This window comes from Sedimentimonas flavescens, from assembly GCF_025154035.1.
GTDB lineage: Bacteria > Pseudomonadota > Alphaproteobacteria > Rhodobacterales > Rhodobacteraceae > Rhodobacter > Rhodobacter flavescens.
On sequence record NZ_JAOALJ010000005.1, the window covers coordinates 285,145 to 302,877 of the forward strand.

Here is a 17,733-nt window from a genome sequence, read left to right on the forward strand (position 1 = left end):
AGCCGACCGACCGTGCCGCCAGGCCCCCGGTCAGAGCATAAAGCCTTTGCTCGCCTGGAAGCCCGGCAGAAGCGGGGCCGAGGCGTTGAACGCGTAGCGCCAGGTCACATCGCCGTCGATCTTGTGACCGATGCGAACGGTGCCGAGCGCGCCTTCGATGAACAATGCGGCAATACGACCACCTTCCTTGAGCTGGTCAAGAATCGCTTGCGGCACGGCCTCGACCGCGCCTTCAATGATAATCACGTCATAGGGGCCGTGCTTGGCAGAGCCCGCAGCCAGCTCTCCGGCCACGACAGCTGCGTTGTCAGCCCCGGCCTGCGCCAGCGTGGCCTCGGCCTGCGGCGCAAGATCGCCCTCTTCCAGCGCCACGACAGCCTCGGCCATTCGGGCGATCACGGCCGCCGAATAGCCAAGCCCGCAGCCGATATCCAGGATCAGGTCGGTACGCTGAATATCCAATGCATCCAGCATCTTGGCAAAGTTACGCGGCTCAAGCAGCACACGGCCCGGCGCGATCTCGACGTTCTCGCCGACATAGGCAGCCTCGCGGCGCGCGGCGGGAACGAACTCCTCGCGCGGAACGTTCAGCATGGCATCGATAATCGGGAATTTCGTCACGTCGTTGGGACGAACCTGGGTGTCCACCATCATCGTGCGGCGCGCGGCGAAATCTTGCATGTCTGAACTCATCGGTTTGGGCGTCCTTTGTGAGGTTTTGACACATAAGAATCGAGTGGGCAACATGCCGCAGCATTGGCCAAGCGGTTGTTGCGCACAAGTTTCACGCGCGAGCGGCATTCCGGCCCAATCTGCCCCTTGCGCGGCGCTGCGCATTCCATTAGTTCAAACGCACCTCAAGGCTGGCGGGTTGGCGGAGAGGTTACGCAGCGGATTGCAAATCCGTGAAGACCGGTTCGATTCCGGTACCCGCCTCCACTACTTAGCCATTTTGGCCGAGGCTCTCTCAACACAATTCTCAACATTCGCGCTCTGAGCGCTTTCCGCTCTTTGTTTTCCGGCGAAGCCTGATCGCTGCAATGCGACGGAAATCTTTAGCTCCGGTTCGTATTGGCCAGCGCCGGCTCAACCCGCTGCCCGCCCTCTAGCAGCACGTCTCGCGCGTCCGCCGCTTGAGCATCTGGCTTCATGCAATGCCGATCGCAGGCACACCAAGAGAACCTGCCGGAAAGCTTTTTCTTCCGTAAGGGAACTTCGTGCTTGCAAGATTGGTGAAATGCTGCTTGCAATGTCAGAAAGCTAACAGTGCCTGCCTGGAGTAAGCGCCCTGACACCCCCCGCCCACCAACCGCTGCGCGCAAGGCTTGTTCAGGCAGCCGAGACGGGATCGCCGTCGATGCGGGCGATTGCCAGCTTCATGCTCGCGCAATTCTCGGACCTGCCGTTCGAGACGGCGGCAACCCTCGCCGCCAAGATCGAGGTGAGCGAGGTCAGCATCGGGCGGTTCTGCCGGGCGATCGGCTATGCCAACTTCAAGGACCTCAAGGATCACCTGAAGGACGACATCGGCGAGCAGCCCTGGTTGATCAAGGACCGCCTTCAGGCGCTGCGCAGCACCTCCGGGCAGCGCGACGAGCGCCTGTCGCAAGGGCTTGAGGCCGAGATGGCCGGGTTGGTCGGCGTTTACGAACTCGCGCGCACGCCCGAATGGCAAGCGGCGGTCGAGCGGTTCACCAAGCGCGCGCGCGTGCTGGTGACGGGCTTTCAGACCGAGCGCGGGCTGGCGCAATACTTCGCCAGCCAGATGCAATATGTGCGCCCCGGCGTGCAGCTTGTGGATCTGTCGGCGGGGAACTTCGCCGAGGTGCTGGTCGAGGGCACCGCGCCGCAGGACACCTGCCTCGCCATTTTCGAGGCCCGCCGCTATTCGCGCCAGGCGCTGGTCCTGGCGCGCGAGGCCAAGGCGCGCGGCATCGCAGTCACGATCTTCACCGACCGCTACTGCGCCTGGGGCGCGGATTACGCCGACGAGGTCTTCATGGTGGCGACCCAGTTCAACCAGTTCTGGGATTCGACCGCGCATCTGGCGCTGCTTGGCAACCTGATGATCAACGACATCTTCCTCGCACGGGGCGAGGGGGCCGAAGCCCGGCTCAACGAAATCGCGCGGCTTTACGGCGCGTTCACAGGCCATGTCGGCAACCCGCTGACACCGGTCGCCCAATAACCAATCAAAACAGCCTCCAACAACAGGGAAACATGATGACGATCGCTACCAAACTTCTTGCCTGCTCGCTCGCCTTCGCCACGCTGGCAGGCGGCGTTCAGGCCGAAACGCTGCGCCTTGGCACCGAGGGCGCCTACCCGCCCTTCAACTACGTCACGCCCGACGGCAAGGTCGAAGGCTTCGACGTCGAGGTCGGGCTGGAGCTGTGCAAGCGCATCGGCGCCGAATGCGAAGTGGTCGCGCAGGACTGGGACGGAATCATTCCGGGTCTGCTGGCCAACAAGTACGACTTCATCATCGCCTCGATGTTCATCACCGAAGAGCGCAAGCAGCAGGTGGCCTTCACCGAACCCTATTACATGGCGGCGATGACCCATGTCGTGCCGAAGGAATCGGAGATCACCGAATTCACCAATGACGCGCTCAAGGATATGGTCGTGGGCGCGCAGGCGGGCACGACGCAGGCCGACTATGCCGTGCAGATGTATCCCGATGCGGACGTGCGCCTTTACCCGACGCAGGACGAGGCCAGCCTCGACATGGCCTCGGGCCGGCTTGACGTGATGGTGGGCGATATGCTGCCGCTGCTCGATTTCGTCGAGAAGACCGAGGACGGCGCCTGCTGCAAGCTGGCGGGCGAGCCGATCACCGACCCGGCCTTTGTCGGCGAGGGCGTGGGCATCGCGCTGCGTCAGGAAGACAACGACCTGCGCGAGCGTCTGAACAAGGCGCTTGAGGAGATCCGCGCCGACGGCACCTATCAGGCGATCAACGACAAGTACTTCACCATCGACATCTACACGATGAAGTAATCGGGCTCCCGGCGAGAGGCGGCATGTGATGATGGAGTTGTTCTCCTACGGCCCCCTCGGCTGGGGCGACGAAATCCTTGCGGGGCTTTGGGTGACGATGCGCCTTGCGCTGACCACCCTGCCCGTGGGGTTACTGTTGGGGTTTGCGGTGGCGGCGCTGTCGCTGTCGCAGATCCCGGCGCTGCGGGCGATCGGCGTGGGCTATACCACGCTGATGCGCGGCCTGCCCGAGATCCTGACCTTGTTCATTGTCTATAACGGTCTTGGGCTTGGGCTGAACCGGATGATGGCCTGGATTGCGCCCGATGCCGGGCCGATCGACTTCCCGCCCTTCGCGGCCGGGGTGATCGCGCTCGCGCTGGTCTTCGGGGCCTTCGCGGCCGAGGTTCTGCGCGGCGCTTTCCAGGCCGTGCCCGAGGGGCAGATCCTGGCAGGCCGCGCCATCGGCATGTCGGCGCGCAAGATCTTCTGGCGCATCAAGCTGCCGCTTCTGTGGCGCTACGCGCTGCCCGGGATGGGGAACCTGTGGCTCAACCTGCTCAAGGACACGGCGCTGGTATCGGTCATCGCGCTTGATGATCTGATGCGCGCGACCAAGGTGGCCGTGGGCGTGACCAAGCAACCCTTCACCTTCTACCTCGTGGCCTGCCTGATCTACTGGCTGATGTGCCTTTTGTCCGAACTGGTTCTGGCGCAGCTTGAGCGGCGCGCCAACCGTGGCCTACGGAGGGCATGAGATGGCATTCTTCGACACGCTGGCCGCCAACCTGCCCAAGCTGCTCGACGGCACGGTGACCACGCTTGCGCTGACCGGCTTGGGGGCGGCCATCGCGGCTGCGGCCTCGCCGGGGCTGGCGCTGCTGCGCGCCAACGGGCCGCTTCCCGCGCAACTTGCGCTGCGAGCCTATATCTCCTTCGTGCGCGGCACACCGCTTCTGGCGCAACTGTTCCTTGTCTTCTACGGCTCGGGCCAGTTCCGTGCTGAGCTGACGGCGCTTGGTCTGTGGGGCTTTTTCCGCGACCCGTTCAACTGCGCCGTTCTGGTATTCGCGGTGAACTCCTGCGCCTATCAGACCGAGATCCTGCGCGGCGGAATTCAGGCCGTTGCCGTGGGCGAGATCGAGGCCGCGCGCGCCGTGGGCATGTCGCGCCCCACGATCCTGCGCCGGGTGGTGTTCCCCCATGCCTATCGCATCGCCTGGCCCGCGCTTGGCAATGAGATCATCTTGCTGATGAAAGCCTCGGCGCTCGCCTCGATCGTGACCGTGTTCGACCTGATGGGCCGCACCCGGCAGATCTTCTCGCGCAGCTTCGAGTTCTCCGTCTATTTCCAGGCCGCGGTGCTCTACCTGATCATCACCGCCTGCTTCGTCTATCTGTGGCGCTTCGCCGAGCGCCGCATGTCGCGCCACATGGCGGCCCCGGGCCGCGCGTAAGGAACCTGACAATGCAGCCTCAAACCCCGCAAGACCTGGTCCTTCACGCCCAGGACATCCGCAAGAGCTTCGGTGCGCATGAAGTTCTTAAGGGCATCTCCCTGCAAGCGCGCAACCATGATGTGATCTCGATCCTCGGCGCCTCCGGCTCGGGCAAATCGACCTTCCTGCGCTGCCTGAACTTCCTTGAAATCCCCAGCTCGGGCAGCGTCGCGGTTCATGGCGAGACGATCGCCTTCCGCAACGGCCGCATCGGCGATCAGCGCCAGATCGAGCGGATGCGCCAGCACCTTGGCATGGTGTTCCAGCAGTTCAACCTCTGGACCCACCGCACCGTTCTGGAAAACGTGATGGAGGGGCCGGTGCAGGTTAAGCACAAGCCCAAGGCCGAGGCGCGCGATCAGGCCGAAGCGCTTCTGGCGCGCGTGGGTCTGGCCGAGCGGATGCACCACTACCCCTCGCAACTCTCGGGCGGGCAGCAACAGCGCGTGGCGATTGCCCGGGCGCTGGCGATGGAACCCGACGCGATCCTGTTCGACGAACCGACCTCGGCGCTCGACCCGGAACTGGTGGGCGAGGTGCTCAAGGTGATGCAGGATCTGGCCGCCGAAGGGCGCACGATGATCGTCGTCACGCATGAGATGGCCTTCGCGCGCGAGGTTTCGACCGAGGTGGTGTTCCTCCATCAGGGCCTCGTGGCCGAACAGGGCCCGCCCGAAAAGCTGTTCAACAACCCCGAGAGCGAAGTCTTCGCCCGTTTCATTTCCAAAATCCGTTGAGAACCCAAATGACCGTTCCGTTTACCGGGCTCAAGATCGAGTCCGCCGAGCTGCGCATTGTCAACCTGCCGCTGGTGACGCCCTTCAAGGTGTCGAACCAGACGCTGACCGACAAGACCTTCCCCGTGCTGATCCTGCGCGGCGAAGGCGTCGAGGGGTTCAGCGAGGGGGTGATGGACCCCTTCCCCGACTATCTCGAGGAAACCATCCCCGGCGCGCTTGGCTTTCTGCGCGACCTGATCTTGCCGCAGATCGTCGGCAAGCGCTTTGGCAACCCGGCCGAGCTGGCAGCCCTGCTGGCGCCCTGGCGCGGCCACCGCATGAGCAAGGCTTTGGTCGAAATGGCCTTCTGGGATCTGTGGACCAAATCGCTCGGCCTGCCGCTGAAAGCGGCCCTTGGGGGCGTGCGCGATGCGGTGCCGGTGGGCGTCTCGCTTGGCATCACCGCGATCGACACCACGGTTGCGCGCGTAGCCGAGGCCGTCGAGGCGGGCTACAAGCGCATCAAGCTCAAGGTCGCGCAGGGGCACGACCTGGCGTTGCTTGAGGCGGTGCGGCGCGCCTATCCGGACGTCAAGCTGACCGTCGATGCCAATACCGCCTACGGGCTGGCCGATCTGGCCACGCTGCGCGCGATGGATGCTTTCAACCTCGATTACATCGAGCAACCGCTGGCCGTGGACGACATTCACGACCATGCGCTGGTGCAGCGCGAAATCGCCACGGCCCTCTGCCTTGACGAGTCGATCCGCACCCCGGCCGATTGCCGCAAGGCGCTGGCGGCCGGGGCGGCGCGCGTCATCAACATCAAGGTCGGGCGGGTCGGCGGCTATGCGGCGGCGCGGGCGATCCACGACGTCTCGGAGGCGTTCGGGGCGCCGGTCTGGTGTGGCGGCATGCTGGAAAGCGGCATCGGGCGCGCGCATAACATCCACCTCGCGACGCTGCCGAACTTCACCAAGCCGGGCGATACCTCCTCGGCCAGCCGCTATTTCCACCGCGATATCATCAACGAACCGCTTGAGGCCGCAGATGGCCTGATGCCGGTGCCGGGCAACGGGCCGGGCGTCGGCGTAACGCTCGACCGCCCCTTCCTCGAAACCGTCACCCGGATGACCGAGGAGTTCCGCGCATGAGCACCGAAGTCACGCTGCGCGAGTTGAACGGGCTGGACGAACTTGCCCAGGCCGAGCGTTTTCAGGTCGAGGTCTGGGGCGAGGGCGAGCGCCCCGACAATTCGGACATCATGCTTTCGCTGCAGCACGAGGGCGCGCTGCTGGCGGGCGCCTTCGCGGGCGATCGGATGCTTGCCTTCCTGTTCGGCTTTCCGACGGTGACGCCGGGCTTGCAGCACTCGCACCGGCTGGCGGTTTCGCCTGAGGCGCGCGGGCTGGGGCTTGGTGCGCGAATGAAGTGGTTCCAGCGCGACTGGTGCCTTGCGCGCGGTATCACCCGGGTGCGCTGGACCTACGATCCGCTGCGCGCGATCAATGCCGGGCTGAATATCGGCGTGCTCGGGGCCAACGCGGCGGAGTATTTTGTCGATTATTACGGGGCAATGCCGGGCATCAATGCGGGGCTGCCCTCGGACCGGATCATGGCGCATTGGCAGCTTGACGCACCCGAGGTCGTGGCGCGCGCCGAAGGCCGGGCCCCCGCCCTGCCCGCCGATCTTGAACCCGTGGCGATCCCGAGTGACATCGACGCCTTGATGGCCGCCGATCCGCAGGCGGCTCTGGCCGCGCGGCTGCGGCTGCGGGGCGTGCTCCAGCCCGCCTTCGCTGCCGGACAGGCCATCCTTGGCTTTGACCGCGCAACGGCGCGCTATCTGCTTGGATCACCTTGAGCAGAGATGGTGCGGGCGGCCGGACTCGAACCGGCACGGGCTTGCGCCCAAGGGAGTTTAAGTCCCATGCGTCTACCATTTCGCCACGCCCGCACGGGTTCTGGCTAACCCGCGGCAATGACGGGGGCAAGCCCCGTCAGCGACCCTCGAAGACCGGGGCGCGTTTTTGCAGGAAGGCGGTGACGCCCTCGTGGAAATCGCGGCTCCGGCCCAGTTGGCCCTGCAACTCGGCCTCAAGCGAAAGCTGCGCGGGCAGGTCATTTCCGTAGCCCTCGCGCAAGGCGCGCTTGATCGCGCCATAGGCGGCGGTCGGCCCGTTGGCCAGATGCGCGGCCCGCGCGCGCCAATGTGCAGCGAACTCGGCGTCGGGCACCGATTCCCAGATCATGCCCCATTGCGCGGCCTGATCCGCCGTGACCTTGTCGGCAAACAGCGCCGCCCCCATGGCCCGCGCAAAGCCCACCTGACGCGGCAGCCAGTAGGTGCCGCCCGCATCGGGCATCAGGCCGATCCGCGTGAAGGCCTGCAGGAAAGCCGCCGATTGCGTGGCGATCACCACATCCGCCGCTAGCGCAAGGTTCGCCCCTGCCCCCGCCGCCGCGCCATTCACCGCCGAAATCACCGGCAGCGGGCAATCGTAGATCGCCATCAGCATCGGCTCGTATTCCTCGCGCAGCACCTTTTGCAGATCGAACGCGCCCGAGGCCGCCCCGTCCGCCAGATCCTGCCCGGAACAGAAGGCCCGCCCCTCACCGGTCAACACAACGACCCGCGCCTCGGCTGCGGCGCGGCGCAGCGCGTCGAGGATCTCGGCGCGCATCGCGCTGTTGAGGGCATTCATGACCTCGGGGCGGTTGAGCGTGATCACCGCCATGCCTTCGGTCAGCTCATATCGGATTGCCTCGTAGTTCATGCGTGTCCTCCCTCGCCTTTGCGCCACATTAGCGGCGCGATACGGCGGGGGAAGCGGAACACTGCGTCACTTGCCGGGCTCGTCCTTCATCAGCTCTTTCAGGCGTGCCTCTTCCTCAGCCGAAAGGCCGGTGCCGGGGCCATCCTCGCGGCGGCGACCGCGCAGGTAGACGAAGGCGCCGCCCATCGCGATCAGCAGCGCGACCGGCCCGAGGTAATAAAGGATCAGGTTCGCGCCGGTCTTTTCCGGCTCGAACAGGACATATTCGCCGTAGCGGTCGGTGATGTAGTCCAGCACCTGGCTGTCAGTATCGCCCGCGACCAGACGTTCGCGCACCAGCAGGCGCAGATCGCGCGAGACCTCGGCGTTCGACTCGTCGATATTCTCGCCCTGGCAGACCGGGCAGCGCAGCACCTGGCTGATCTGGCGCGCGCGGGCCTCCATCGCGGGATCGGGCAGCACCTCGTCGGGCTGAACCGCGAATGCGGGGCTGGCCAGCAAAAGGCAAAGGGCAAGACGTTTGAGCATGGCTTACTCCGCAGGAACGGCGTTGGTAGCGGTACGGCGCGCCCCGGCGGCCACGCGGTAGCGCCGGTCGGTCAGGCTAAGCAGACCCCCGAAAGCCATCATCAGACAGCCCGCCCAGATCCAGTTGGCGAAGGGCTTGATATAGGTGCGCACGGCCCATCCGCCATTGGCCTGCTTGTCGCCGATCACCAGATAGATGTCACGTAGGAAGCCATTGTCGATATCGGCCTCGGTCGTCGGCATCGCCTGCACCGGATAGGAGCGCTTCTCGGGATGCAGAACGGTGATCAGCTCGCCGTCACGCTCGACCTTCAGGGTGCCGGTGGTCGAGACATAGTTCGGCCCGTCGAATTGCTCGACACTTTCAAGCGTGATCGCATAGCCCGAGACCTCGAAGGGCTCGCCAATCTGCGCCACGCGGATATCCTCGACCTGACCGGCCATCAGCAGGCCGATGCCGGCAAAGACGATGCCAAGACCCGAATGGGCGGTGCATTTGCCCCAGTCGGCACGCGGCAGGCGCAGGATACGCGCAGGCGTGCGGCCAGCGCGTTGCCAGATCTCGGCCAGCGCGCCGAAGACCAGCCATGCCCCCAGCCCCGAGGACACCAGCGCCAGAAGCGAGCGCCCGGTTTCAAACGTCCAGGCGAGCCCCGTACAGGCCAGCGCCAGCACCAGTGCCGGGACGAGCGGGCGCACCAGCTTACCCAGCTTGGCGCGCTTCCAGGGCATCATCGCGCCGATCGGCAGCAAGATCGCCAGAATGATCATGAAGGGGGTGAAGGCCTTCTCGAAGAACGGAGCGCCCACCGAGAGCTTGCGGCCCCAGGCCATCTCGGCCACCAGCGGCCAGACGGTGCCCACGAACACAACCAGCGCAGAAACCGCCAGCAGGATGTTGTTGATCACCAGCGCGGTTTCGCGCGAGACCATCGAGAAGACGCCCTTGGCCTGCATCGAGCTTGCGCGGGCGGCATAAAGCGTCAGCGCGCCGCCGACGAAGAAGGCCAGGATCGCGAGGATGAAGATACCGCGCTCGGGGTCATTGGCGAAGCTGTGCACCGAGGTGATGACGCCCGAACGCACGATGAACGTGCCGATCAGCGAGAAGCCGAAGGCCATGATCGCGAGCAGGATCGTCCAGCTTTTCAGCGCCTCGCGCTTTTCCACGACGATGGCCGAGTGCAGCAGTGCCGCCGCGAGCAGCCAGGGCATGAACGAGGCGTTCTCGACCGGGTCCCAGAACCAGAAGCCGCCCCAGCCAAGCTCGTAATAGGCCCACCACGAACCAAGCGCGATGCCGATGGTCAGGAATATCCAGGCGGCCAGCGTCCAGGGCCGCACCCAACGCGCCCAGGCGGCGTCTACGCGCCCCTCGATCAGCGCGGCGACCGCGAAGGAGAAGGCCATCGAGAGCCCCACATAGCCGAGATAGAGGAACGGCGGGTGGAAGGCGAGGCCGGGGTCTTGCAGCAGCGGGTTGAGGTCTTGCCCGTTGAAAGGCGGCTCGGCCAGACGGGTGAAGGGGTTCGAGGTGAACAGGATGAAGCCAAGGAAGGCCGCTCCAATCCAGGCCTGCACCGCCAGCACCCGCGCCCTGAGGCGCGGCGGAAGCGCGCCACCGAACCATGCCGCGGCCGCGCCAAATAGAGCCAGAATGAGCACCCACAAGAGCATCGAGCCCTCGTGGTTCCCCCAGACGCCCGACACCTTGTAGAGCATCGGCTTGTCGGTATGCGAATTCGAAAAGACGAGTTGCAGCGAGAAGTCCGAGGTGACGAAGGCGTAGGTCAACGCCCCGAACGACAGCGCGACCAGCAGGAACTGCGCAGAAGCCGCAGGATCGGCCACGGCCATCCAGCCGCGCCAGTTCTTGTGCGCGCCGATCAGCGGCACCAATCCCTGAACGATGGCCACGCAAAACGCGAGGATAAGGGCGAAGTGGCCTAGTTCTGCAATCATGGTGTCCTCCTGTTCGCGGACGCGATCATAGAGACCGAACGCGTCCGGGCCAAGGAGGATGCGCGCGATTGTCGCGCCCTACACGGCATGGTGAGGTGGGCGGGGTCATCCCCGCCCGTTCAGAGCCGCGCCGAGGGCTTGCGCGAGGACAGCTGCAGGTTGGTCTCGCTGCGCAAAACGCCCTCGAAGCGCCGGATCGCCAGTAGGGTTTCGTCCAGATCCGGCAGGCTGCGCGCCCCGATCTCGACAATCAGATCCCACTGACCGTTGGTGGTATGCACGGCCTGCACCTGCGGCAGGCCAAGCAGGCGCTGCACGATGCGCTCGGTTCCGCGACCGTCGATCGACAGCATCATCAGACCGCGCACGGGCGCCGCGGCGACGTCCGAACGCGTGAGAACGGTGAAGCCCGAGATTTCCCCCCGAGCTACAAGCCGCTCGATCCGGGCGCGCACAGTGGCGCGCGAGAGGCCGAGCTGCCCTGCGAGGTCCGAAACCGCCGCCCGACCGTCGCGCCTAAGCGCGGCGATCAGCCGTTGATCGGTTTCGTCCAGTCGTTCGACGCGCGGCCCCTCCCCCCACATGGCCTTAGCCTTTCGCCGCGATGATCGAGGCTTCGAGGACATCGAGCGCCTCGTCGAAGATCGCGTCCGGGATGGTCAGCGGTGCGAGGAAGCGGATCACGTTGCCATAGACGCCGCAGGTCAGCAGGATCAGGCCACGCTTGAGTGCCTCTTCGCGGATGCGGTTGGTCATCTCGGGGTTCGGCGTGTCGGTGCCGGCCACGTTGAACTCGACCGCGTTCATGAAGCCCGGACCGCGGATATCGACGATCTCCGGAACCTGGTCGCGCATACCGGCCAGACGCTGCTTGAGGCGGCCGCCCAGACGCTCGGCGCGGGCGCAGAGGTCTTCCTCTTCGATCACGTCGAGCACCGCGTGCGCTGCTGCGATACCGAGCGGGTTACCGGCATAGGTGCCGCCCAGGCCACCCGGGTTCGGGCTGTCCATGATCTCGGCGCGGCCGGTCACGGCCGAGATCGGCAGACCGCCGCCCAGGCCCTTGGCCATGGTGGTGATGTCGGCGGCAACGCCGTGGTGCTCCATCGCGAAGAGCTTGCCGGTGCGGGCAAAGCCGGTCTGCACCTCGTCGGCGATCAGCACGATGCCGTTGGCATCGCAGATCTCGCGCAGGCGCTTCATGAAGCCTTCCGGAACCGGGTAGAAACCACCCTCGCCCTGAACCGGCTCAACGATGATCGCGGCGACGCGCGACGGTTCGATATCGGCCTTGAACAGACGCTCGAGCGCGCCGATCGCCTCATCGCCCGAAACGCCGTGCAGCGGGTTCGGGAAGGGCAGGTGCCAAACGTCGTTCATCATCGGGCCGAAACCGGCCTTGTAGGGCTGGACCTTGCCGGTCAGCGTCATGCCCATGAAGGTGCGGCCGTGGAAGCCACCCGCGAAGGCGACAACGCCGGCGCGGCCGGTGTAGTGACGCGCGATCTTGATCGCGTTTTCAACGGCTTCGGCGCCGGTGGTCGCGAAAATGGTCTTCTTGGCGAAATCGCCCGGAACCTTGGCGTTCAGGCGCTCGGCCAGGGCCACGTAATTCTCATAGGGCACGACCTGGTGGCAGGTGTGGGTGAACGCGTCGAGCTGCTTCTTGACCGCTTCGATCACCTTGGGGTGACGGTGGCCGGTGTTCACCACGGCGATACCGGCCGCGAAGTCGATATAGCGCGTGCCGTTCTTGTCCCACAGCTCCGCGTTCTCGGCACGCTCGGCATAGATCTGGGTGGTCATGCCGACGCCCTTGGCGATGGCGGCGTTCTTGCGGGCGGAAAGTTCCGGCGAGGTTTGAACAGTCATAGTGAAGCTCCGATTCGAGATACTCCAACATCGCACTTTGCATTTTTTCTGCAAGAAATTTTTTGACCTATTTGATGACCCGCTGCATATTGCCGGTATAAGGCTTGGAAAATGACCGACTCGACCGCCCAGACCCCGGATGAACCCCTGTTTCGCGTGACCGAAGCGGCGCGCGCCGTGGGCGTTGCACCCTCGACCCTGCGCCTGTGGGAAACGCAGGGCCTTATCGCGCCGACGCGCCGTGCCTCGGGGCAACGGCTTTACTCGGCGGCAGATGTCGCGCGGTTACAGCGCATCACCTTCCTGCGCCGCGAAAGCGGGCTGAACCCGGCGGCGATTCGCGCCGCGCTTGAGGCCGAGGGCAGCGCGCCCCCTGCCCCCGAGATCCTGAACGAAAAGCTTGGTGCCTCGCTGCGCCATCTGCGTCAGGTGCGCGGCGAGAAGCTTGACGATGTCGCGCAGAAGATGGGCGTTTCGGCCTCGGCGCTCTCGACGCTGGAGCGCACCGGCGCGGGGGTCAGCTTCAAGACGCTCGCGGATCTCGCGCGTTATTACGGCACGACGGTGTCACGGCTTTCCGATCAGGACGAGCCCGGCGGCGCGGTGGTACGTTCGGGCGCCGCGCGGCTATGGCCGATGCCGGTCGAGGGCGTGCGTGTCGAGGTGCTGGCCGAGGGCCGACGCCAGATGGACTGTCACCGTTTCATTCTCTCGCCCGGCGCGACCTCGCAGGGCGGCTATGACCACGAGGGCGAGGAATTCATTACCGTAATTGACGGGCGCTTTCGCATCACCCTCGACGGCGAGGAAGTGCACGAGCTTGGCCCCGGCGACTCGATCTATTTCGAAAGCCGCCGCCCGCACGCCTGGGCCAATGCGGCCGACGGCCAGACGATCGTCATCTGGGTCAACACCCCACCAACGTTCTGAGCACGCTTGCGTGAGCCGCCTTGCAGGCACTGGCCCAGACGGTCATGCTTGGCGCGCCCCAAGAAAGGAAGCCCGATGCGTCTTGCCATGATCGCCCTTGCCGCCCTGTCGCTGACCGCCTGCCGCGAGGAGAGCAAGGCCGACGCGCTTGCCGCCCTGCCCGTCGGCACCGAATGGCAGGTGCGCGAGATCGCCGGGCAGCCCGTCGCGGCGGAGGTCAGCGTGACCCTTGCCCGCAGCGATGAAAGCACGATCACCGGAAACTCTGGCTGCAACCGCTACAACGGCCGCATCGAGACCCGCGAGGGCAAGCTGCATATCAGCGCCCTGGCGGGCACCCGCATGATGTGCCCGCCCGCGCAGATGGAGGCCGAGCAGGCCTTCCATTCGACCATCGGCCGGGTCGATCAGGCGCGGCTGAACGGCGCGACGCTGGAACTTCTGACCGGCGAGACCGTCGTCATACGGGCGGAGAAATAACGCCCCCGGCCTCCTGCACGGCCTCCATCGCGACATAGGTCGAGGTCGCCGCGACATGCGGAAGGGCCGAGATCTTCTCGCCCATCACCCGGCGATAGTCCGAGATGTCGCGGGAGCGCACCTTGAGCAGGTAATCGAACCCGCCCGCGACCATGTAGCACTCCTCAATCTCGGGCAGGGCGCGGACCGCGCGGTTGAAGGCGCGCAGAGCGGCCTCGCGCGTGTCGCTCAGGCGCACTTCGACGAAGGCCACATGCGCAAGCCCCATGCGGATCGGGCTGAGCAGCGCGCGATAGCCCGAGATCACCCCGCTTTCCTCAAGCCGCTTCACCCGCGCCTGCACCGGTGACTTGGTCAGCCCGACGCGGCGCGCAAGCTCGGTCATGCTCAGCCGCCCCTCTTCCACAAGGGCGGCCAGAATCTTGCGGTCGTAGCTATCCAGATCGGGCAGGTCATTTGGCATGTGTTTACCCTCAAGATCAGTCGATTTGCCTGCGTTCTGGCCATCATCGGTCAAATCGCCCGGCACATTCACTGTATTCTGGGACAAAGCCAAATCCCCTTCAAGGTCAGTCCCATGATTCACTCGACGTTGCCGCCGACCCTCGAACAGATCGACGCGCTCACCCTCCAGCCCGAAGCGCCGCTGCTGCGCCATCTGGCGAACGAAGCCGCGCTGGATGGCGCTGCGCGGGCCCGCATCTCGGGCAAGGGCGCCGAGCTTGTGCGCCGCATCCGCGCCGAGGCCCGCCCCGGCCTGATGGAGGTGTTCCTTGCGGAATATGGCCTGTCGACCGAGGAAGGCATCGCCCTGATGTGTCTGGCCGAGGCGCTCCTGCGCGTGCCGGATGCGCCCACCATGGACGCGCTGATCGAAGACAAGATCGCGCCTTCGGACTGGGGCAAGCATCTGGGCCACTCGGCCAGCTCGCTCGTCAACGCTTCGACCTGGGCACTGATGCTGACCGGCAAGGTTCTGGAAGAGCGCGGCCCCGGCCTTGCGGGCGCGCTGCGTGGCGCCGTGAAACGTCTGGGCGAGCCGGTGATCCGCACCGCCGTGTCGCGCGCGATGAAGGAAATGGGCCGCCAGTTCGTTCTGGGCGAAACCATCGAAAGCGCGATGGAGCGTGCCGCCAAGCATGAGGCGCAGGGCTATTCCTACAGCTACGACATGCTGGGCGAGGCCGCCCGCACCGCCGCCGACGCGCGCCGCTACGAAGCCTCCTATGCCAAAGCGATCGAGGCCATCGCCAAGCGCTGCAAACCCGGCCAGCTGCGCGACAACCCCGGCATCTCGGTCAAGCTCTCGGCGCTGCACCCGCGCTACGAGGTGGCGCAGGAAGCGCGCGTGATGGCGGAACTCGTGCCGGTGGTGACCCGCCTTGCCCGCATGGCCGCCAAGGCCGACATGAGCTTTACCATCGACGCCGAAGAGGTCGATCGCCTTGTGCTGTCGCTGCGCGTGATCGAGGCAGTTCTGTCGGATGCCGAACTGGCGGGCTGGGACGGTTTTGCCATCGTCGTTCAGGGCTACAGCCGCCGCGCGGGCGCCGCGCTCGATTGGCTGCACGCGCTGGCCGCACGGCTTGATCGCAAGATCATGGTGCGCTTGGTCAAGGGCGCCTATTGGGACGCCGAGGTCAAACGCGCCCAGGTTCAGGGCCTGCCCGATTTCCCGGTCTTCACCCGCAAGATCTCGACAGACGTGAGCTATATCGCCAACGCCCGCAAGCTGCTGGCGATGTCCGACCGCATCTATCCGATGTTCGCGGGCCACAACGCGCATACCGTCGCTGCCGTGCTCGACATGGTCGCCGAGATGGGCACCGACAAGCGCGACTTCGAATTCCAGCGCCTGCATGGCATGGGCGAGCGTCTGCATGACATCGTGCTGAAATCGGAAAACACCCGCTGCCGGATCTACGCCCCCGTCGGCGCGCACCGCGACCTGCTGGCATACCTCGTGCGCCGCCTGCTGGAGAACGGCGCGAACTCAAGCTTCGTGAACCAGATCGTGGATGAGGACGTCTCACCCGAGGAAGTCGCGGCCTGCCCCTTCGCCGCACTTGAAGGCCTCAGCACCGTCGAGAACCCCGCGCTGAGCCGCCCTGCCGATCTGTTCCCCGGCCGTAGCAACTCGCAAGGCCACGACCTGAGCCAGACCGGCACGCTCGCGGCCATCGAGACCGCGCGCGCGCCGCTTGCCGCGGGGCTGCTGCCCGAGGCAAGCCCGCTTGTGGCGGGCGACTGCGCCCCCATGGCCGCCGAAGAGGTGAAAAACCCCGCCACCGGCGAGGTTGTGGGCCTTGTGCGCCCGGCCTCGGCCGCCGATATCGAGGCCGCGCTTGGCAATGCCCGCCCCTGGCAGGCCGATGCCGCCGCGCGCGCTGCGGTTCTGAACCGCGCCGCCGACCTGTACGAGGAAAACTACGGCCAGATCTTCGCCGTCATCGCCCGCGAGGCTGGCAAGAACCTGCCCGACGCGGTCGCCGAAATCCGCGAAGCTGTGGACTTCCTGCGCTACTACGCCTCGCAGACCTCGGAGGACACCACCCCGCGCGGCGTCTTTACCTGCATCAGCCCGTGGAACTTCCCGCTGGCGATCTTCACCGGCCAGATTGCGGCGGCGCTGGCCGCTGGCAACGCCGTGTTGGCCAAACCGGCCGAGCAGACCCCGATCATCGCCGCCCTTGCCGTGCGCCTGATGCATCTTGCCGGTGTCCCGCGCGAAGCGCTGCAACTGCTGCCGGGCGATGGCCCGACCGTGGGCGCACGCCTGACCTCGGACCCGCGCGTCAATGGCGTGTGCTTCACCGGCGGCACCGATACCGCGCAGGCGATCCGCCGCGCGATGGTGCAGGCGATGGACCCGGGCGCGCCCCTGATCGCCGAAACGGGCGGGATGAACGCGATGATCGTCGACTCGACCGCCCTGCCCGAGCAGGCGGTGCGCGACATCCTCGCCTCCTCGTTCCAATCGGCGGGTCAGCGTTGCTCGGCCCTGCGCTGCCTCTATGTGCAAGATGAAATCGCCCCGCATCTGACCGAGATGCTTTTCGGTGCGATGGACGAGCTGCGCATCGGCAACCCCTGGGATCTGAGCACCGACGTCGGCCCCGTGATCGACGCCGAGGCAGAGGCCACCATCCGCGCCCATATCGCCAAGGCCCGCGCCGAGGGCCGCGTGCTGAAGGAAATGGACCTCCCCGAGGGGCTGACCGGCCATTTCGTCGCGCCCACCGTGATCCGCATCGACAGCATCGCGGATCTGGAGCGCGAGATCTTCGGCCCGGTGCTGCATGTCGCGACCTTCGATGCCGAAGACCTACCCAAGGTGATCGACGCGATCAACGCCACCGGCTACGGGCTGACCTTCGGGCTGCACAGCCGCATCGACAACCGCGTGCAGGAGGTGACCGAAGCGCTCAATGTCGGCAACCTCTATATCAACCGCAACCAGATTGGCGCGGTCGTGGGCAGCCAACCCTTCGGCGGCGAGGGCCTGTCGGGCACCGGCCCGAAAGCAGGCGGCCCGGAATACGTGGCACGCTTTGCCCAACCTCAGGCCAAGCCGCACCGCCCGGCGCTCGAGCGCGAGATGCCCGGCCCGACCGGCGAGTCGAATCGCCTGACGCTGCACCCGCGCCCCGCGCTGCTCTGCATGGGCCCCGGCGCTGACAAAGCCGCGGCGCAAGCCGCTGCCGTCACCGCGCTTGGCGGTGTTGCCGAACTGACAACGGATCTCGCCCCCGAGGCGCTTGCGACCCGTGAAGGTTTCTCGGCCGCGCTCTGGTGGGGCGACCGCGAAACCGCGCGCGCCTGTGCCCAGGCCCTTGCCAGCCGCAAGGGGCCGATCCTGCCGCTGATCACCGAGATGCCCGACGCAGCCCATTGTTTCCACGAGAGACACATCTGCATCGACACCACGGCAGCAGGCGGCAACGCGCAGCTCTTGGCCGCAGCCGGTAACGCTTGACGATAGGTCGC

At 65.9% G+C, this 17,733-nt stretch carries 17 protein-coding genes and 2 tRNA genes; 11 read left to right on the forward strand and 8 right to left on the reverse strand.

Annotated features, from left to right (window positions below):
• Nucleotides 1-30: 30 nt before the first annotated feature.
• Nucleotides 31-681: a protein-L-isoaspartate O-methyltransferase family protein gene (locus N3C64_RS11500; protein ID WP_218630635.1), complete on the reverse strand. Its 651-nt coding sequence runs from the start codon at nt 679-681 to the stop codon at nt 31-33.
• A 184-nt stretch (nt 682-865) separates the two neighbouring features.
• Between N3C64_RS11500 and N3C64_RS11505 the strand changes: the two genes are divergently transcribed.
• The 8 genes from N3C64_RS11505 (at nt 866) to N3C64_RS11540 (ending at nt 7,061) form a co-directional block, all read left to right on the forward strand.
• Nucleotides 866-939: transfer RNA gene (locus N3C64_RS11505), tRNA-Cys, on the forward strand.
• Nucleotides 940-1,312: 373 nt separating this feature from the next.
• Nucleotides 1,313-2,188 (forward strand): MurR/RpiR family transcriptional regulator, encoded by an 876-nt coding sequence (locus tag N3C64_RS11510; RefSeq protein WP_260014576.1) that lies wholly within the window; start codon nt 1,313-1,315, stop codon nt 2,186-2,188.
• Between the two features lie 35 nt (nt 2,189-2,223).
• Nucleotides 2,224-3,000: an ABC transporter substrate-binding protein gene (locus N3C64_RS11515; protein ID WP_260014517.1), complete on the forward strand. Its 777-nt coding sequence runs from the start codon at nt 2,224-2,226 to the stop codon at nt 2,998-3,000.
• A gap of 28 nt (nt 3,001-3,028) precedes the next feature.
• Nucleotides 3,029-3,736 carry an ABC transporter permease gene (locus N3C64_RS11520; protein WP_218631146.1) on the forward strand — a complete coding sequence of 236 codons (708 nt, stop codon included), beginning with the start codon at nt 3,029-3,031 and terminating at the stop codon, nt 3,734-3,736.
• A gap of 1 nt (nt 3,737) precedes the next feature.
• Nucleotides 3,738-4,436: an ABC transporter permease gene (locus N3C64_RS11525; RefSeq protein ID WP_218631145.1), complete on the forward strand. Its 699-nt coding sequence runs from the start codon at nt 3,738-3,740 to the stop codon at nt 4,434-4,436.
• Between the two features lie 11 nt (nt 4,437-4,447).
• Entirely contained in the window at nt 4,448-5,215 is a 768-nt protein-coding gene (locus N3C64_RS11530) for an ABC transporter ATP-binding protein (RefSeq protein WP_260014518.1), read from the forward strand.
• A gap of 8 nt (nt 5,216-5,223) precedes the next feature.
• Complete coding sequence (menC, locus tag N3C64_RS11535; protein ID WP_260014519.1) at nt 5,224-6,351, forward strand: o-succinylbenzoate synthase; 1,128 nt, start codon at nt 5,224-5,226, stop codon at nt 6,349-6,351.
• Nucleotides 6,348-7,061: a GNAT family N-acetyltransferase gene (locus tag N3C64_RS11540; RefSeq protein WP_260014520.1), complete on the forward strand. Its 714-nt coding sequence runs from the start codon at nt 6,348-6,350 to the stop codon at nt 7,059-7,061. The genes menC and N3C64_RS11540 overlap by 4 nt, the downstream gene beginning before the upstream one ends.
• A 7-nt stretch (nt 7,062-7,068) precedes the next feature.
• On the opposite strand, the gene N3C64_RS11545 is transcribed toward N3C64_RS11540, so the two are convergent.
• The 6 genes from N3C64_RS11545 to N3C64_RS11570 all read right to left on the reverse strand — a co-directional run bounded on the left by N3C64_RS11545 (nt 7,069) and on the right by N3C64_RS11570 (nt 12,336).
• Nucleotides 7,069-7,154 (reverse strand) — tRNA-Leu (locus tag N3C64_RS11545).
• Between the two features lie 43 nt (nt 7,155-7,197).
• On the reverse strand, nt 7,198-7,974 hold the full coding sequence (locus N3C64_RS11550; protein ID WP_260014521.1) for an enoyl-CoA hydratase-related protein: 777 nt from the start codon (nt 7,972-7,974) through the stop codon (nt 7,198-7,200).
• A 66-nt stretch (nt 7,975-8,040) separates the two neighbouring features.
• On the reverse strand, nt 8,041-8,502 hold the full coding sequence (locus N3C64_RS11555) for a cytochrome c-type biogenesis protein (protein ID WP_218631140.1): 462 nt from the start codon (nt 8,500-8,502) through the stop codon (nt 8,041-8,043).
• A gap of 3 nt (nt 8,503-8,505) precedes the next feature.
• Nucleotides 8,506-10,464, reverse strand: coding sequence for a heme lyase CcmF/NrfE family subunit (locus tag N3C64_RS11560; protein WP_260014522.1), 1,959 nt, complete (start codon nt 10,462-10,464; stop codon nt 8,506-8,508).
• Between the two features lie 119 nt (nt 10,465-10,583).
• The gene (locus tag N3C64_RS11565) at nt 10,584-11,018 is read right to left on the reverse strand and encodes an Lrp/AsnC family transcriptional regulator (protein WP_375546114.1); all 435 of its coding nucleotides are present in this window, start codon (nt 11,016-11,018) and stop codon (nt 10,584-10,586) included.
• A gap of 34 nt (nt 11,019-11,052) precedes the next feature.
• Entirely contained in the window at nt 11,053-12,336 is a 1,284-nt protein-coding gene (locus N3C64_RS11570) for a 4-aminobutyrate--2-oxoglutarate transaminase (protein ID WP_260014524.1), read from the reverse strand.
• Nucleotides 12,337-12,447: 111 nt separating this feature from the next.
• Between N3C64_RS11570 and N3C64_RS11575 the strand changes: the two genes are divergently transcribed.
• Both N3C64_RS11575 and N3C64_RS11580 read left to right on the forward strand, forming a co-directional pair.
• A complete protein-coding gene (locus tag N3C64_RS11575) occupies nt 12,448-13,266 on the forward strand; it encodes a MerR family transcriptional regulator (protein ID WP_260014526.1) in 819 nt (272 codons plus the stop codon).
• A gap of 75 nt (nt 13,267-13,341) precedes the next feature.
• Entirely contained in the window at nt 13,342-13,746 is a 405-nt protein-coding gene (locus N3C64_RS11580) for an META domain-containing protein (protein WP_260014527.1), read from the forward strand.
• Here the strand turns inward: N3C64_RS11580 and N3C64_RS11585 are convergent.
• Nucleotides 13,727-14,209, reverse strand: coding sequence for an Lrp/AsnC family transcriptional regulator (locus N3C64_RS11585; protein ID WP_218631153.1), 483 nt, complete (start codon nt 14,207-14,209; stop codon nt 13,727-13,729). The genes N3C64_RS11580 and N3C64_RS11585 overlap by 20 nt on opposite strands.
• A 114-nt stretch (nt 14,210-14,323) precedes the next feature.
• Here N3C64_RS11585 and putA point away from each other — a divergent pair, with 114 nt between their 5' ends.
• Complete coding sequence (gene putA, locus N3C64_RS11590) at nt 14,324-17,722, forward strand: bifunctional proline dehydrogenase/L-glutamate gamma-semialdehyde dehydrogenase PutA (protein ID WP_260014528.1); 3,399 nt, start codon at nt 14,324-14,326, stop codon at nt 17,720-17,722.
• Nucleotides 17,723-17,733 lie beyond the last annotated feature (11 nt).

What these genes read in the sequence shown, in the direction of transcription:
- N3C64_RS11585 (WP_218631153.1), bottom strand. Translation starts at nt 14,209, where the DNA reads ATGCCAAATGACCTGCCCGATCTGGATAGCTACGACCGCAAGATTCTG.
- N3C64_RS11580 (WP_260014527.1), top strand. Translation starts at nt 13,342, where the DNA reads ATGCGTCTTGCCATGATCGCCCTTGCCGCCCTGTCGCTGACCGCCTGC.
- N3C64_RS11525 (WP_218631145.1), top strand. Translation starts at nt 3,738, where the DNA reads ATGGCATTCTTCGACACGCTGGCCGCCAACCTGCCCAAGCTGCTCGAC.
- menC (WP_260014519.1), top strand. Translation starts at nt 5,224, where the DNA reads ATGACCGTTCCGTTTACCGGGCTCAAGATCGAGTCCGCCGAGCTGCGC.
- N3C64_RS11550 (WP_260014521.1), bottom strand. Translation starts at nt 7,974, where the DNA reads ATGAACTACGAGGCAATCCGATATGAGCTGACCGAAGGCATGGCGGTG.
- N3C64_RS11575 (WP_260014526.1), top strand. Translation starts at nt 12,448, where the DNA reads ATGACCGACTCGACCGCCCAGACCCCGGATGAACCCCTGTTTCGCGTG.
- N3C64_RS11560 (WP_260014522.1), bottom strand. Translation starts at nt 10,464, where the DNA reads ATGATTGCAGAACTAGGCCACTTCGCCCTTATCCTCGCGTTTTGCGTG.
- N3C64_RS11540 (WP_260014520.1), top strand. Translation starts at nt 6,348, where the DNA reads ATGAGCACCGAAGTCACGCTGCGCGAGTTGAACGGGCTGGACGAACTT.
- N3C64_RS11500 (WP_218630635.1), bottom strand. Translation starts at nt 681, where the DNA reads ATGCAAGATTTCGCCGCGCGCCGCACGATGATGGTGGACACCCAGGTT.
- N3C64_RS11515 (WP_260014517.1), top strand. Translation starts at nt 2,224, where the DNA reads ATGACGATCGCTACCAAACTTCTTGCCTGCTCGCTCGCCTTCGCCACG.
- N3C64_RS11555 (WP_218631140.1), bottom strand. Translation starts at nt 8,502, where the DNA reads ATGCTCAAACGTCTTGCCCTTTGCCTTTTGCTGGCCAGCCCCGCATTC.
- putA (WP_260014528.1), top strand. Translation starts at nt 14,324, where the DNA reads ATGATTCACTCGACGTTGCCGCCGACCCTCGAACAGATCGACGCGCTC.
- N3C64_RS11530 (WP_260014518.1), top strand. Translation starts at nt 4,448, where the DNA reads ATGCAGCCTCAAACCCCGCAAGACCTGGTCCTTCACGCCCAGGACATC.
- N3C64_RS11520 (WP_218631146.1), top strand. Translation starts at nt 3,029, where the DNA reads ATGATGGAGTTGTTCTCCTACGGCCCCCTCGGCTGGGGCGACGAAATC.
- N3C64_RS11570 (WP_260014524.1), bottom strand. Translation starts at nt 12,336, where the DNA reads ATGACTGTTCAAACCTCGCCGGAACTTTCCGCCCGCAAGAACGCCGCC.